At 72.2% G+C, this 13,243-nt stretch carries 15 protein-coding genes; 13 read left to right on the top strand and 2 right to left on the bottom strand.

Going from position 1 to position 13,243, the window contains the following annotated elements; translation table 11 throughout:
- Positions 1-35: 35 nt before the first annotated feature.
- From ABD346_RS29180 to ABD346_RS29160, 5 genes are all read left to right on the top strand, one after another.
- Positions 36-569, top strand: a complete 534-nt coding sequence (locus ABD346_RS29180; protein ID WP_344378953.1) for a winged helix-turn-helix transcriptional regulator — start codon at positions 36-38, stop codon at positions 567-569.
- A gap of 116 nt (positions 570-685) precedes the next feature.
- The gene (locus ABD346_RS29175; RefSeq protein WP_344378952.1) at positions 686-1,009 is read left to right on the top strand and encodes a DUF6412 domain-containing protein; all 324 of its coding nucleotides are present in this window, start codon (positions 686-688) and stop codon (positions 1,007-1,009) included.
- 108 nt (positions 1,010-1,117) lie between these two features.
- Positions 1,118-1,891, top strand: a complete 774-nt coding sequence (locus ABD346_RS29170; protein ID WP_344378951.1) for a YidC/Oxa1 family membrane protein insertase — start codon at positions 1,118-1,120, stop codon at positions 1,889-1,891.
- 133 nt (positions 1,892-2,024) lie between these two features.
- Entirely contained in the window at positions 2,025-2,882 is an 858-nt protein-coding gene (locus tag ABD346_RS29165) for a fumarylacetoacetate hydrolase family protein (RefSeq protein ID WP_344378950.1), read from the top strand.
- Positions 2,883-2,906: 24 nt separating this feature from the next.
- Entirely contained in the window at positions 2,907-3,464 is a 558-nt protein-coding gene (locus tag ABD346_RS29160; RefSeq protein WP_344378949.1) for a Uma2 family endonuclease, read from the top strand.
- A 42-nt stretch (positions 3,465-3,506) separates the two neighbouring features.
- On the opposite strand, the gene ABD346_RS29155 is transcribed toward ABD346_RS29160, so the two are convergent.
- Together ABD346_RS29155 and ABD346_RS29150 are read right to left on the bottom strand one after the other, a co-directional pair.
- Complete coding sequence (locus tag ABD346_RS29155; RefSeq protein WP_344378948.1) at positions 3,507-3,968, bottom strand: heme-degrading domain-containing protein; 462 nt, start codon at positions 3,966-3,968, stop codon at positions 3,507-3,509.
- A 47-nt stretch (positions 3,969-4,015) separates the two neighbouring features.
- Positions 4,016-5,101, bottom strand: coding sequence for a Gfo/Idh/MocA family oxidoreductase (locus tag ABD346_RS29150; RefSeq protein WP_344378947.1), 1,086 nt, complete (start codon positions 5,099-5,101; stop codon positions 4,016-4,018).
- 68 nt (positions 5,102-5,169) lie between these two features.
- Between ABD346_RS29150 and ABD346_RS29145 the strand changes: the two genes are divergently transcribed.
- The 8 genes from ABD346_RS29145 to ABD346_RS29110 all read left to right on the top strand — a co-directional run bounded on the left by ABD346_RS29145 (position 5,170) and on the right by ABD346_RS29110 (position 13,240).
- The gene (locus ABD346_RS29145; RefSeq protein WP_344378945.1) at positions 5,170-6,270 is read left to right on the top strand and encodes an ROK family transcriptional regulator; all 1,101 of its coding nucleotides are present in this window, start codon (positions 5,170-5,172) and stop codon (positions 6,268-6,270) included.
- A 240-nt stretch (positions 6,271-6,510) separates the two neighbouring features.
- Positions 6,511-7,308: a hypothetical protein gene (locus tag ABD346_RS29140; protein WP_344378944.1), complete on the top strand. Its 798-nt coding sequence runs from the start codon at positions 6,511-6,513 to the stop codon at positions 7,306-7,308.
- A gap of 115 nt (positions 7,309-7,423) precedes the next feature.
- Positions 7,424-8,185, top strand: coding sequence for a GntR family transcriptional regulator (locus ABD346_RS29135; protein ID WP_344379124.1), 762 nt, complete (start codon positions 7,424-7,426; stop codon positions 8,183-8,185).
- Positions 8,186-8,584: 399 nt separating this feature from the next.
- A complete protein-coding gene (locus ABD346_RS29130) occupies positions 8,585-9,706 on the top strand; it encodes a TIGR03364 family FAD-dependent oxidoreductase (protein WP_344378943.1) in 1,122 nt (373 codons plus the stop codon).
- A 14-nt stretch (positions 9,707-9,720) separates the two neighbouring features.
- Positions 9,721-10,446, top strand: a complete 726-nt coding sequence (locus ABD346_RS29125; RefSeq protein ID WP_344378942.1) for an HAD family hydrolase — start codon at positions 9,721-9,723, stop codon at positions 10,444-10,446.
- Positions 10,443-11,522, top strand: a complete 1,080-nt coding sequence (locus ABD346_RS29120; protein ID WP_344378941.1) for an ABC transporter ATP-binding protein — start codon at positions 10,443-10,445, stop codon at positions 11,520-11,522. The genes ABD346_RS29125 and ABD346_RS29120 overlap by 4 nt, the downstream gene beginning before the upstream one ends.
- A 73-nt stretch (positions 11,523-11,595) precedes the next feature.
- Complete coding sequence (locus ABD346_RS29115; RefSeq protein ID WP_344379123.1) at positions 11,596-12,456, top strand: 2-aminoethylphosphonate ABC transporter permease subunit; 861 nt, start codon at positions 11,596-11,598, stop codon at positions 12,454-12,456.
- Positions 12,443-13,240: an ABC transporter permease gene (locus ABD346_RS29110; protein ID WP_344378940.1), complete on the top strand. Its 798-nt coding sequence runs from the start codon at positions 12,443-12,445 to the stop codon at positions 13,238-13,240. The genes ABD346_RS29115 and ABD346_RS29110 overlap by 14 nt, the downstream gene beginning before the upstream one ends.
- Positions 13,241-13,243 lie beyond the last annotated feature (3 nt).

The raw sequence follows: 13,243 nt of genomic DNA, 5'->3' as shown, positions 1-13,243 counted from the left end.
TCGTTCAGTGAACCCACCCGAGTAGACTCGGACGCATGGCTCTCGGCAAGGACTACGACTACGCCGCGCAGGAGTGCTCCATCGCCCGCGCGCTGGAGATCGTCGGCGAGCGCTGGACGCTGCTCGTCGTGCGGGACGCGCTCTACGGCGTGCGCCGCTACAACGACTTCCTGGTCCATCTCAAGATCCCGCGGGCCGTGCTCGCCGCCCGCCTCCAGTCGCTCACCGAGGCCGGGGTCCTGGAGAAGCGCCGCTATCAGGAGTCGCCGCCGCGCGACGAGTACGTACCGACGGAGCTCGGGCGTGCGCTGTGGCCGGCGCTGCGGGCGCTCGGGCTCTGGGGGCGGGCCTTCAACCCGGACGCGCGGCCGATGCGGACCTTCCACCACGCCGAGTGCGGGACCGAGCTCGGGTCGTACGGGGAGTGCCGGACGTGCGGGCGGGCGATCGACCCCGAGGACGTCGAGATGCGGCCCGGCCCCGGGCTCGGCCCGGCCGCGGACCCGGTGAGCCGCGCGCTGCGAGCCCCCCGGCGACTGCTGCAGCCCCTCGAAAATCAGCCGCAGTGACGTGATCCGCTCGGGTGGAGACCCCCGGCAAGGCGTCGTGTATAACGGCTGGAGGGAAATCCGCAGCGCATGAGTGCCTGCGGCTGAACGACTGCGGTCGAGTGAGGGAGGGCAGCATGGGCGGCGTACTGACACGTTCCGCACGCATTGCCCGGCCGCTGCTCGGCCTCTTCCTCTTCCTGCTGGCCCAGGCCGTCCTCGTCGAGGGCGGCATGCTCTCGGCCGCCGTCGCGCTCGCCGCGACCGCAGCCGCCGGCTCCGCGCTCGCCGTGTGCGCGACGCTCGCCTCGCGCGCGGTGCCGCAGGTGGCCCGCACCAGGGTGCGTACCGCGATCCGCGACCGGGAGCGGCGCGCCGCCTTCCTGTCACAGCGCGACCCCGACGCCTCCGGGCGGCCCCGGCCCCGAGCGCCCGGGGCTCTCGTCCCGACGGCCGCGTAGGGGCACCTTCGTAACGCTCTGCCCTTCCCCGGCTCGTCACGCCGACATCCGTGTCACCGCACGGGTTGTGCCGTGCATTCCTGACGAGACGCCCCGGAGGGCTCCCTCATGTTCACGTCCCTTTTCAGTGCTTTCGCGAGCCTCGCCGAGCACCTCGCGAGCCTGCTCGAACCGGTCTTCCACGGTGCTTCGACGGCCGCCGCGATCGTGCTCTTCACCGCTCTTGTACGTCTCGCGGTGCACCCACTGTCGCGGCAGGCGGCGCGGGGTCAGAAGGCGCAGGCCAAGTTGCGGCCGCAGATGGCGGCGCTGCGCGAGAAGCACGGCAAGGACAGCAAGGCACTCCAGAAAGCGGTCATGGAGCTGCATGCCGCAGAGAAGGTGTCGCCGCTGTCGGGCTGCCTGCCCAGCCTGCTCCAGATGCCCGCGTTCTTCCTGCTCTACCACCTGTTCTCCAGCACGCGGATCGGCGGCAGGGCGAACGCCCTGCTCGACCACACGCTCTTCGCCGCCCCGCTCGGCGTGAACTGGACGGCCGCGCTCGCGCACGGCGGGGTGTTCGGGGCGCGCGGCCTGGTCTACCTCGTGCTGTTCGCGATCGTCGCTGCCGTGGCCACCTTCAACTACCGGCGGATGAAGCGGCAGATGGCGGCCACGCCGCTGCCCGTCGCCGCGCCGGGCGGGCAGGACGCGGTGCCCGGGATGGCGGCGATGAGCAAGTTCATACCGCTGCTGTCCTTCGCCACGCTGTTCACGGTCGCGGTGGTGCCGCTCGCCGCCGCGCTGTACGTGGTGACGAGCACCACCTGGACCGCCGTCGAGCGGGCCTTCCTCTACAAGGACATGCTGCCCGCGCCTGCTGCCCTGGCGACCGCCGCATAGCACCCCGGACCCTGGTTACGGTCCAGTTTGTGAACGGGGTCTTGCGGAGTGGACGTCTTCCTTGGAGGATCGGACGATCCTCCGATGGCCGCTACCCATCGGCCGGGCCCGGCTCGACCAAGGGAGACTGACCATGAAGCTGCTGCGTGCAGGCAACGCCGGCGAAGAGCGTCCGGCGCTGCTCGACGCCGACGGGACCCTGCGGGACCTGTCCGGCCTGGTGACGGACATCGACGGCGAGCTGCTCGCCGACGAGTTCGCCCTGGACCGGATCCGGGCCGCGGCCGACACCGGCGTGCTGCCCGCACTCGACGACGCCGGGGTACGCATCGGTCCGCCGGTGGCGCGGATCGGCAAGGTCGTGTGCATCGGGCTGAACTACCACGACCACGCCGAGGAGACCGGCGCCGCGATTCCGGGCGAGCCGGTCATCTTCTTCAAGGCGGCGGACACCGTGGTCGGGCCGAACGACACGGTGCTCGTGCCGCGCAAGTCGGTCAAGACCGACTGGGAGGTCGAGCTCGCCGTCGTCATCGGGCGCACCGCGCGCTACATCGGCGACGACGAGGACCCGCTGGCGTACGTCGCCGGGTACGCGGTCTCGCACGACGTGTCCGAGCGCGAGTTCCAGATCGAGCGCGGCGGCACGTGGGACAAGGGCAAGAACTGCGAGACGTTCAACCCGCTCGGCCCGTGGCTGGTCACCCGGGACGAGATCCCGGACCCGCAGGCCCTCTCGCTCAAGCTCTGGGTTAATGGGGAGCCGAAGCAGGACGGCTCGACGGCGCAGCAGATCTTCCCCGTGACGGAGGTCGTCCGCTACGTCAGCCAGTTCATGACGCTGTACCCGGGCGATGTCATCAACACGGGGACCCCGGCGGGGGTGGCCATGGGGCAGCCGGAGCCGAAGCCGTATCTGCGGGCGGGGGATGTCGTAGAACTGGAGGTCGAGGGGCTGGGACGGCAGCGGCAGGCCCTGAAAGACGCTTAGGCTGGAATCCTTAAGGAGGGCACGATGACCGTTGCGCAGTCCGAAATGACGCTTGAGGAGTTCGAAGCGTTCGATGCCGCGGCGCCGGAGGGCTACCACGTCGAGCTGATCAGCGGGAGGCTGCTGGTGACGCCGGCACCGGATGGCGACCACTCAGAGGCTGCGCGGGTCATCGCACGCCAGATCATCGCCGAGCGCCCCGACCTCTGGCTGTACGAGGAGCGGGGCTTGGCCGTTCCCGCCTATCGGGCGGGGCGCATCAGGGCCGACGGCGCGGTTGCGCGTGACGGGTATTTCAAGGGGCAGCCCTCCTGGGCAGACCCCTCGGGCGTCCTCCTCGTTTTGGAGGTGACATCCGGGCGCGAGCAGGACGCCGACGTGGACCGGGTCGACAAGCGCGACGCGTATGCCCAGGCCGGGCTGCCGGTCTATCTGCTCGTCGACCGCCACCGGGGCGAGGCTGCCGTGCACTGGGAGCCCGAGGGCGGCCGCTACCTGCACGTGGCCAAGGCCGCCTTCGGTACGAAGCTCGCCCTCCCCGAGCCGTTCGGCTTCGACCTCGACACCTCCGAGCTGGCCTGACGGCTCGGTCGGCCGGTGCGGCTCCGCGTCCCCGCACCGGCCTCAGCCCTGCTTGAGCCTCCCCAGCGCCTCCACCACCAGCGCGTGATCCTCCGCCTGCGGCAGCCCCGACACCGTGACCGTGCCCACGACTCCGACCCCCTCCACCGTCACCGGATACGAACCCCCGTGTGCGGCAAAGGAGTCGGGGTCCAGGCGGGACGACTCCTCGAACGTCGTGCCCTTGGCGCGGAAGCGGGCGCCCACCAGGAACGACGGGGCCGCATAGCGTTCGGCGACCCGGCGCTTGCGGTCGATCCAGGCGTCGTTGTCGGCGCTGGAACCCGGCAGCGCGCAGCGGAACACCTGCCGCGTCCCGTGCCGTACGTCGATCGCGACCGGCGCTTCCCGCTCCACCGCCAGGGTGCGCAGCAGCATGCCCAGCTCCCAGGCGTCCTCGTAACTGAACTGCCGCAGTACGAGCCGCTGTTGCTCGGCCTCCAGGGCGGACACCGTGTCCGCCACCGGGCCCCCTTCCCCCGCCTCCCGGTGGGCCGCCGTGTCCCGGGCCCTCACAGCGCCGGCTCCACCGTGACGCCCTCGCGGGCCGAGCGGCGGGCCGCCTCCAGGACGTCCAGGGCCGCCGCCGCCTCATGCGCGGTGACCGGGGGTTCGCCGCCCTCGCGCAGGGCCTTCGCGATCGCCGCGTAGTACGCGGGGTAGTCGCCCGGGATCGTCCGCAGGGGGCGGCCGCCGCCCGTCTGAGGGGATTCGCCCGAGCCCACCCGGCCCCACATCGACTCCGGCTCCACGCCCCAGGGCTCGTCCGCCGAAGGCCGCTTGCCCTCGCGCAGGGCGGCTTCCTGCGGGTCGAGTCCGTACTTCACGAAGCCCGCCGACGAGCCCAGCACCCGAAAGCGCGGGCCGAGTTGGGCGGTGGTCGCGCTGACGTAGAGGTGGGAGCGGACGCCGCTCGCGTGCGTGATCGCGATGAAGGTGTCGTCGTCGGCCTGGGCGCCGGGGCGGCGCACATCGGCCTCCGCGTAGACGCGCAGCGCCGGGCCGAACAGGACGAGCGCCTGGTCGACGACATGGCTGCCCAGGTCGTACAGGAGCCCGCCGATCTCGTTCGGGTCGCCCGACTCGCGCCAGCCGCCCTTGGGCTGGGGCCGCCACCGCTCGAAGCGGGACTCGAAGCGCTGGATCTCGCCGAGCTCGCCGTCCGCGAGCAGCGCCTGGAGGGTCAGGAAGTCGTTGTCCCAGCGACGGTTCTGGAAGACCGAGAGCAGCAGGCCGCGCTCCTCGGCGAGGGACGCGAGGTCGCGCGCCTCGGCCGCGGTGCCGGCGAGCGGCTTGTCCACGACGACCGGCAGGCCCGCCTTGAGCGCATCGGTCGCGATCGGGACGTGCGTCTTGTTCGGCGAGGCGATCACGATCAGGTCGAGGCCGGCGTCGTACAACTCCTCGGGGGAGTTCGCGACGCGCAGGTCCTCGCCGTGCTCGGCGCGGGCCTGCGCCCGGCGCTCGGGGTTGGAGGTGACGACCGTGTCGAGGACGAGGCCGTCGGTCGCGGCGATCAGCGGGGCGTGGAAGACGGAGCCCGCCAGGCCGTAGCCCACGAGTCCCACGCGGAGGCCGTCGGTCTGGGGAGCGTTCATGGGATCCTTCATGCCAACCACTTAAGCAACGCTGTTGCCAAAGTGCAAGCAAGAGGGACAATGGGTCGGTGAACAGGAGCAATACGGGTGCGAATCTGCCGGCGCTGCGCAACCACAACGCCGCGCTGGTCCTCGACCTGCTGCGGGCCGCGGGCGAGGCGGGCATCAGCAGGCTGGAGCTGGCCGAGCGCACCGGGCTCACCCCGCAGGCCGTCAGCAAGATCACCGCGCGGCTGCGGGACGAGGGCACGGCCACCGAGGCGGGCCGCCGCGCCTCCACCGGGGGCAAGCCGCGCACCGTGCTCAAGCTGGTGCCGTCCGCCGCGCACGCCATCGGCCTGCACCTGGACCGCGACGAGCTGACCGCGGTCCTCGTCGACCTCGCGGGCACCCTGGTCGGCGCCAGGACCGTACCGCTGGACCTCGGCGCGGAGCCTTCGTGCGTGGTGGAGGCGGCCGCCGCCGAGGCTGAGGCGCTGACCGGCGGGCGGCGCGTGCTCGGCGTCGGCGTCGCCATGCCGGGCCCGCTCGACCACGACAGCGGGGTGCTGCACCGCGTCACCGGCTTCCCGCACTGGAACGGCTTCCCGCTGCGCGACGCGCTCGCCGAGCGGCTCGGCCGGAAGGTCTTCCTGGACAAGGACACCAACGCCGCCGCCCTCGGCCTCGCCCTGCGCGCCGTCACCCGGGCGGGCTCGTTCGCGTACCTCCACCTCGGTACGGGACTCGGCGCCGGGCTCGTGCTCGGCGGGGCGCTGCACCGCGGCGCCCGTACCGGAGCGGGCGAGTTCGGGCACCAGACGATCCTGCTCGGCGGGCCGGCGTGCGGCTGCGGCGGGCGGGGCTGCATCGAGGCGCTGTGCCTGGCCTCGGTCGCCCGCGGGGACATCGCGGCGGCGGCCCGCTTCCTCGGGGTGGGCGCGGCCAACCTCGTCGGACTGCTCGACATCGACGAGATCCTGCTCGGCGGCCGCACGGTCACCGCCGACCAGGACACGTTCGTACGGGGTGTGGCCGCGGTCGTCGGAGAACGCGCCCGGCGCGGCGGCGCCCCCGAGGTCCCGGTCCGCCCGGCCGCGGGGGGCCCGCACGCCGTCGCGGAGGGCGCGGCCCAGCTGGTCCTGGTGCCGGTCTTCGGGCGGGCGAACGTGGCGTACCCGCGGGCGTAGGGCCGATGCGCCCCCCCACGAGAACGCACCCGTCCGGAACGCCCATACGAAGGCCCGATATTGGGCTGATAGGGCGGTCTTCCCCGGCGTGTCCCGGCGTTCCCGGGCGGGGTGCGCGAGGCGGGGCGCGGACGCGTGGCAGGCTCGCGGGCCACGACCGGGTCCGACCGACCGGGAGGCGCCTGCTCCGGACGGGCGGCGCCCCCGAGCCCCGAACGCCCCGAGCAGCAAAGGCCCCTCATGCGACTGCGCACTGCCCTCGTCACCGCAGTGGCCGCCGCCACCATCGCCCCGCTCGCGGGGGCGGCCGCGGCCGACGACGGCGGCGGGCTCCCGTCGGGCCGGCACAATGTCGCGCCGCTCAAGCCGGTCGTCACCGCGATGCCCGTCGAACCGCCGCTCAACGTGAAACTGCCCTTCTGCGCGGGCCGGACCGGCTCCGCGTTCCCGCTGGACACGAAGATCCACGGCGGGCCCGCCGAGTACCACCCCGGCGGCGCGAGGCAGTCCTGGTCCCTCGACCTCACCAACACCTCGCACGAGGACTGCGACAGCATCCATCCCGTCCTCGTCCTGGTCGACCGGGACCGCACCCTCAAGAACGACCGGATCCGGATGGAGTTCGACGACCCGGCCACCGGACGCAAGCACTCCGTGGCGTTCCTCAAGACCGACGAGGACGAGCACATCGGCGTCTTCGACGACGGCTTCCCCGGCTTCGTCATCGGCGCGGGCAAGACGCTCACCGTGCCGGTACGGCTCGGCTTCACCGCCGACACCGTGGCCGACCGGATCACCGCCAACGCCGCGATCGTGCAGCGCCGCGGCACCAACGGCCAGTGGGTGGGGGAGTCCGCCGACTACCGCTTCGACATCGTCGCCGAGGACGACCTGCTGCACCAGATCGACACCGAGCTCGCCGAGACCGGCCGGGGCAGCGCGCTCGCCCGCCTCGGCCTCGTCTCCGCGGTACTCCTCCTCGCGGGCGGAGCCCTGGTGGCCGCGCCGCGCCGGTTCCGCCTCCGGCGCCGCCGCTGAGCAGGGCGGCGACCCCGGCTGTTCACGTGCTCATGCGAGCATCGCCCCTGTGGAAAACCCGAACGACGCCCTGAACGACTCCTTGAGCTCGCTGAGCGACACCCCGTACGACTCCCTGACCGGCTACCCCGAGAATCAGGCGCCCGGCGCCCCCATCCGCTCCGGCATCCCGGAGCACGGGCGCATCCCGAAGTACTACGCCGTCAAGGCCCAAGTCGCCCTGCTCATCGACGAGTTGGGGGAGGGCGACCTGCTGCCGACCGAGCGCGACCTGGCGCTGCGCTACGAAGTCGCCCGGGAGACCGTCCGTCAGGCGCTGCGCGAGCTGCTGCTCGAAGGGAGGCTGCGCCGCCAGGGCCGGGGCACGGTGGTGGCCGGTGCCAAGCTGGAACAGCCCCTCTCGCTGGCCAGCTACACCGAGGGCGTGCGCCGCCAGGGCCGTACGCCCGGACGTCACCTCATCACCCTCGAACGTTTCCCCTGCCCGCCCGCGCTCGCCGCCGAGACCGGGCTGAGGCGGGGCGAGCCGGTCTGGCACATGGAGCGCGTGCTGCTCGCCGACGACGAGCGGATGGGTCTGGAGAGCACGTACGCGGCGGTCTCGCGGATGCCGGACCTGGACAGGGAGTTCACGCCGGACTCCTCCTTCTACGCCTACCTGCGCGACCGGCTCGGGGTCACGCTCGGGGACGTCGACGAGCGCATCGAAACGGTGCTTGCCACGCCGCGGGAGGCCCTGCTGATCGGCACCCCGCCCGCGCTGCCGATGCTGCTGATCCACCGGGTCTCGCGCGACGCCGACGGCACTCCCCTGGAGAGGGTTCGCACCCTCTACCGGGGCGACCGGTTCTCCTTTACGACCCACCTTGGGCGGTAGCGGCGCGGCGGGGGGCGGGGTTTGGGCGGGGTTTTCGACTGCGGGCCGTCGGGGGCGATCGCGCAGTTCCCCGCGCCCCTGGCGGCGTCGGTGCTGGCCGGCACGGGAGGCATTTCAGCCCGTCCGGCGTTTGAGGACGAGCGCCCTTCAGGCGCGAACGGGGTCTGGGGCGGAGCCCCAGGAGAACCGGCTTCACCCTTACTCCAACCCCCGGCGGGTTTCGGGAAGGGGCGGGGTGGGGCTTCCCGGGGTCTGGGGGCGCAGCCCCAGGGGAGTGCGGCATCCCGAGGCACCCGGTAACGGAAACGTAACGGGTCTAGGCCAAGCTTGGGGGGCCGTTCACCCGGGCGTTGCCGGATGGACCGGCGCGGGACACCCGCCCCGAGGACCGTTGCCGCCGTGAGAGTCATCGTCGTTGGAGCCGGCGTGGTGGGAACCATGCACGCCTGGCACGCAGTGGAACGCGGCCACGAGGTCGTACACATCGAGCGCGAGAGCGAGGCCCGCGGCGCCTCGCTCCGCAACTTCGGCCAGATATGGGTCAGCGGCCGCGCGGGCGGCGAGGAACTGGACACCGCGCTCCGCGCCCGCGAACTCTGGGAGGGGATCGGCGAGCGCGTCCCCGGCCTCGGGTTCCGGCCCAACGGCTCGCTGACCCCGCTGCGCACCGACCTCGAACTCGCCGTCGCCGAGGCCGCGTTGGCCCGCGAGGACGCCGCCGCCCGCGGCTACAAGCTCCTCGGCGCCGACGAGGCCCGCGCCCTCAACCCCGCCCTGCGCGGCGCGTTCTCCGCCGCCCTGTGGTGCGAGCGCGACGCCGCCGTCGAACCCCGTACCGCTCAACTCGCCCTGAAGGAAGCGCTGTTGGCGTCCGGCAGGTACACCTACCTCGGCGGACGAGAAGTCCGCGAGGTCATGGGAGGCAACGCCGTCCGGGACGATCACGGGGACGTGCACCGCGGTGACGTCGTCGTCCTCTGTACGGGGGCCTGGCTCGGCGGGCTCGTGCGGGAGCTCGTGCCCGACCTGCCCGTGCGCCGCGTACGGCTCCAGATGATGCAGACCGCGCCGCTCGGCGAGCCGCTCACCACCTCCGTCGCCGACGCCGACAGCTTCCGCTACTACCCGGCGTATGCGAGCGATGCCCTCGACGCGCTCAACGCCGGGCAGGCGCAGGACCCCACCGCCGCCGCGCACAGGATGCAGCTCCTCATGGTGCAGCGCAAGGACGGCGGGCTGACCATCGGCGACACCCACGAGTACGAGCACCCCTTCGCCTTCGACGTCCTGGAGGAGCCGTACGAGCACCTCGTCCGGGTCGTCGAGTCCTTCCTCGGCCGGCCGCTCCCCAAGATCCAGCGCCGCTGGGCCGGGGTCTACGCCCAGTGCACCGACACCTCGCGCGTCGTGCACCGCCAGCAGGTGCGGGACGGGGTGTGGCTGGTGACCGGGCCCGGCGGACGCGGCATGACGTGCTCCCCGGCCATCGCCGAGAAGACCGCGAACGAGCTGGGCTGGTAAGGGAGTTGACCACCATGAAGGAGTCCACCGCGAAGGTGACGGCAGTGAACGCGTACAACTTGGTCGTGCTCGACATGGCGGGCACCACCGTCGCCGACGGCGGACTCGTCGAGCGGGCCTTCGCGAGCGCCGCCGGGCGGCTCGGGGTGGAGGCCGGCTCGGCCGAGCATGCCACCATGCTCGACTACGTCCGCGCCACCATGGGCGAGTCCAAGATCTCGGTCTTCCGTCACCTCTTCGGTGACGAGGCCAAGGCGCAGACCGCGAACACCGCCTTCGAGGAGGCGTACGGAACGCTCGTCGACGGCGGGCTCATCGCGCCGGTCCCGGGCGCCCGCGAGGCCATCGAGCAGCTCAAGGCGCAAGGGCGCACGGTGGTGCTCTCCACCGGTTTCGCCCGTGTCACCCAGGACGCGATCCTCAAGGCCCTCGGCTGGCAGGACCTCGTCCCGCTCACCCTGTGCCCGGCCGACGCCGGAGGCCGCGGCCGCCCGTACCCCGACATGGTGCTCAGCGCCTTCCTGCGCACCGGCGCGGTCGACTCGGTGCGCGACGTCGCGGTCGTCGGCGACACCTCGTACGACATGCTCAGCGGCGTACGGTCCGGGGCGGGCATCGTCGCGGGGGTGCTGACCGGCGCCCACGGGCACCAGGCCCTTGCCGAGGCGGGCGCCTCCCATGTCCTCGGATCCGTCGCTGAACTCCCGGATCTGATAGGCGAGTTGGAGGCCGGGAAGTGAGCGGCGCTGCTCCGCCGGGTGCCGTGCGCAGCGGCATCCGCTTCGACGGCGTCACCGTCGCCTACCACGGCAACGTCGTCCTCGACTCGCTCGACCTCACCGTCGAGCCCGGCGAGGTCATGGCCCTGCTCGGGCCCTCCGGCTCCGGCAAGACCACCGCGCTGCGCGCCGTCGCCGGGTTCGTCCGGCCGGTGCGGGGGCGGGTGTTCATCGGCGAGCGCGACGTGACCCACCTGCCGCCCCACCAGCGCGGCATCGGCATGGTCGTCCAGCAGTACGCGCTCTTCCCGCACATGCGGGTCGAGGACAACGTGGCGTTCGGGCTCAAGGCGCAGAAGGTCGCGAAGGGGCAGATCCCCGGGCGGGTCGCCGAGGCGCTGGCCATGACCGGGATGGACTCGTACGCCAAGCGCTATCCGCGCGAGCTCTCCGGCGGGCAGCAGCAGCGCGTCGCCATCGCCCGCGCGCTCGCCATCCGGCCCGACGTGCTCCTGCTCGACGAGCCGCTCTCCGCGCTGGACGCTCAGCTGCGTTCGGGGATGCTGACCGAACTGGCCAGGCTGCACCGGGAGTTGCCGGACGTCTCCATCCTGTACGTCACCCACGACCAGGTCGAGGCGCTCACCCTGGCCGACCGCATCGCCGTCATGGACCAGGCGCGGCTCCAGGACTGCGGGAGTCCGCAGGACCTGTACCGGCGGCCGCGTACGGAGTTCACGGCGTCGTTCGTGGGCAACGCGAACCTGCTTCCGGTGCGGGTGGGGGCGGGGTCCGTGCTGTTCGGGGACACCGAGCTGTCCGTCGCCACGGAGGAGGCGGCCTGGGGGGCCATGGCCACGCTGTGTGTGCGGCCCCATCTGGTCGGGCTCGGGCCCGGGCCCAATGCGCTGCGGGGGAAGATCGCGGAGGTGCAGTGGCGGGGGGCGACCCATCGGCTGTACGTCGATGTGGCCGGCCACCGCGTGAAGGCCGATGTCCGCGAACTCCGGGTCACCCCGGCGCTGGGGGACGAGGTCACCCTGCACTTCGCGCGCGAAGACGCGGTGCTGCTGGGCGCGGGGGTGGCCGGTGGGTAGCGCGGGGCGCGGGAAGCCGGCGGGGGCTGTGTCCACCCTCCCCCGAGGCCTCAAGGGCGGGGGAGGGGTCCCCATCGCCCCGCGGAACGACGGCCCGCAGCAAGGCGGGAAGAAGCAAGTGCCCACCCTCCTGTGGGCGTTGCCCCCCGTCGCCGTCCTCGCTGCCGTCTTTCTCTACCCCCTCGCCCTCGTCGTTCAGCAGTCCGTCACCCCGGACACCGGCGGCACCTCGCTTCAGCCCTACGCCGACGTATTCGCCTCGTCCGCGTTTCGGGAGGCGCTCGGGACAACCGTCTGGCTCGCCGTCGGGGCGACCGTCGGGTGTCTCGTGCTCGGGTTCGTGCTCGCGCTCGTCATCGCGTTCGTGCCGTTCCCGGGAGGGAAGGCCGTCGCCAAGTTCATCGATGTGTTCCTGTCCTTCCCCTCTTTTCTGATCACGCTCGCGCTGCTCTTCATCTACGGCACCGTCGGCATGGCCAACGGGCTGTGGACGGATGCCACCGGTGCGCACAGTGGGCCTTTCCAGTTCCTGACCACGCCCTGGGGGGTGCTGCTCGCGGAGATCACGTACTTCACGCCCTTCGTGATGCGCCCGCTGCTCGCCGCGTTCTCCCAACTGGACACCGCCCAGCTGGAAGTGGCGTCCTCGCTGGGGGCGCGACCGGCCAGGATCGTACGGTGGGTGATTCTTCCCGAGGCGCTGCCCGCGCTCGCGGCGGGCGGCTCGCTGGTTCTGGTGATGTGCCTGAACGAGTTCGGGATCGTGCTGTTCACCGGCGCCAAGGGGGTCACCACGCTCCCCATGCTCGTCTACAGCAAGGCGATCCTGGAGTCCGATTATCCGGCCGCCTGTGTCGTCGCCGTCGTCAACATCGCGATCTCCGTTGGCCTTTACGGCCTCTACCGGGTGGTGAGCCGTCGTGTTGGTGCATAGCCGGGGTGGCCGCTGGGCCACGTACATCGTCTTCTTCGTCCTGTTCCTGCCGGTCTTCGCGCTGCCGCTGCTCGTCATCGTCGCCGCGTCGTTCGCGACGAGCTGGTCGAGCGCCTTCCCGTCCGGGTTCACCACCGGCAACTACGGTGCGGCGACCACCGGAGACTCCCTCCAGGCGCTCACCACCAGCCTGATCACCGCGCTCGCGGCCAGCGTCCTCGCGCTGACCGTCGGCTCGTGGGCCGCGCTCGCCGCGGCCGCCCTGAAGAAGGGCGGGCGGCGGTTCATGGACGCCCTTTTCGTGCTGCCGGTCGCCGTGCCGTCGGTGGTCGTCGGGCTCGCGATCCTCGTCGCGTTCTCCAAGCCGCCGGTGCTGCTCAACGGGACGCGCTGGATCGTGATCCTCGCGCACACCGTTCTTGTCATGGCGTTTGCCTACCAGTCGGTTTCGGCTGCCATCCTGCGTCTGGACCCGATGTACGAACAGGCCGCCGCCAGTCTGGGCGCCCGGCCGTACCTGGTCCTCTGGCGGGTGAAGCTGCCGCTTCTGCTGCCGTCCCTGACGGCCGCCGCGGGTCTCTGCTTCGCCCTGTCCATGGGCGAGTTGAGCGCCACCATGATGCTCTACCCGCCGGACTGGACCCCGCTGCCGGTGCAGATCTTCGCGGCCACCGACCGCGGCTCCCTCTTCACCGGCGCGGCCGTCGCCGTGGTGCTCATGGGGACCACGCTGCTCGTCCTGCTCGCCGTCTCCCGCATCCGTACCAAAGCCTCCTTCCGCTGACCC

The sequence above is a fragment of the Streptomyces mauvecolor genome (assembly GCF_039532965.1).
Classification (GTDB): domain Bacteria; phylum Actinomycetota; class Actinomycetes; order Streptomycetales; family Streptomycetaceae; genus Streptomyces; species Streptomyces violascens.
Note: the sequence above shows the minus strand (reverse complement) of the source record. Positions and strands in the feature narration are given on the sequence as shown.

Coding starts and splice junctions, on each gene's coding strand:
- ABD346_RS29180 (WP_344378953.1), top strand. CDS start 36: ATGGCTCTCGGCAAGGACTACGACTACGCCGCGCAGGAGTGCTCCATC.
- ABD346_RS29175 (WP_344378952.1), top strand. CDS start 686: ATGGGCGGCGTACTGACACGTTCCGCACGCATTGCCCGGCCGCTGCTC.
- ABD346_RS29170 (WP_344378951.1), top strand. CDS start 1,118: ATGTTCACGTCCCTTTTCAGTGCTTTCGCGAGCCTCGCCGAGCACCTC.
- ABD346_RS29165 (WP_344378950.1), top strand. CDS start 2,025: ATGAAGCTGCTGCGTGCAGGCAACGCCGGCGAAGAGCGTCCGGCGCTG.
- ABD346_RS29160 (WP_344378949.1), top strand. CDS start 2,907: ATGACCGTTGCGCAGTCCGAAATGACGCTTGAGGAGTTCGAAGCGTTC.
- ABD346_RS29150 (WP_344378947.1), bottom strand. CDS start 5,101: ATGAACGCTCCCCAGACCGACGGCCTCCGCGTGGGACTCGTGGGCTAC.
- ABD346_RS29140 (WP_344378944.1), top strand. CDS start 6,511: ATGCGACTGCGCACTGCCCTCGTCACCGCAGTGGCCGCCGCCACCATC.
- ABD346_RS29125 (WP_344378942.1), top strand. CDS start 9,721: ATGAAGGAGTCCACCGCGAAGGTGACGGCAGTGAACGCGTACAACTTG.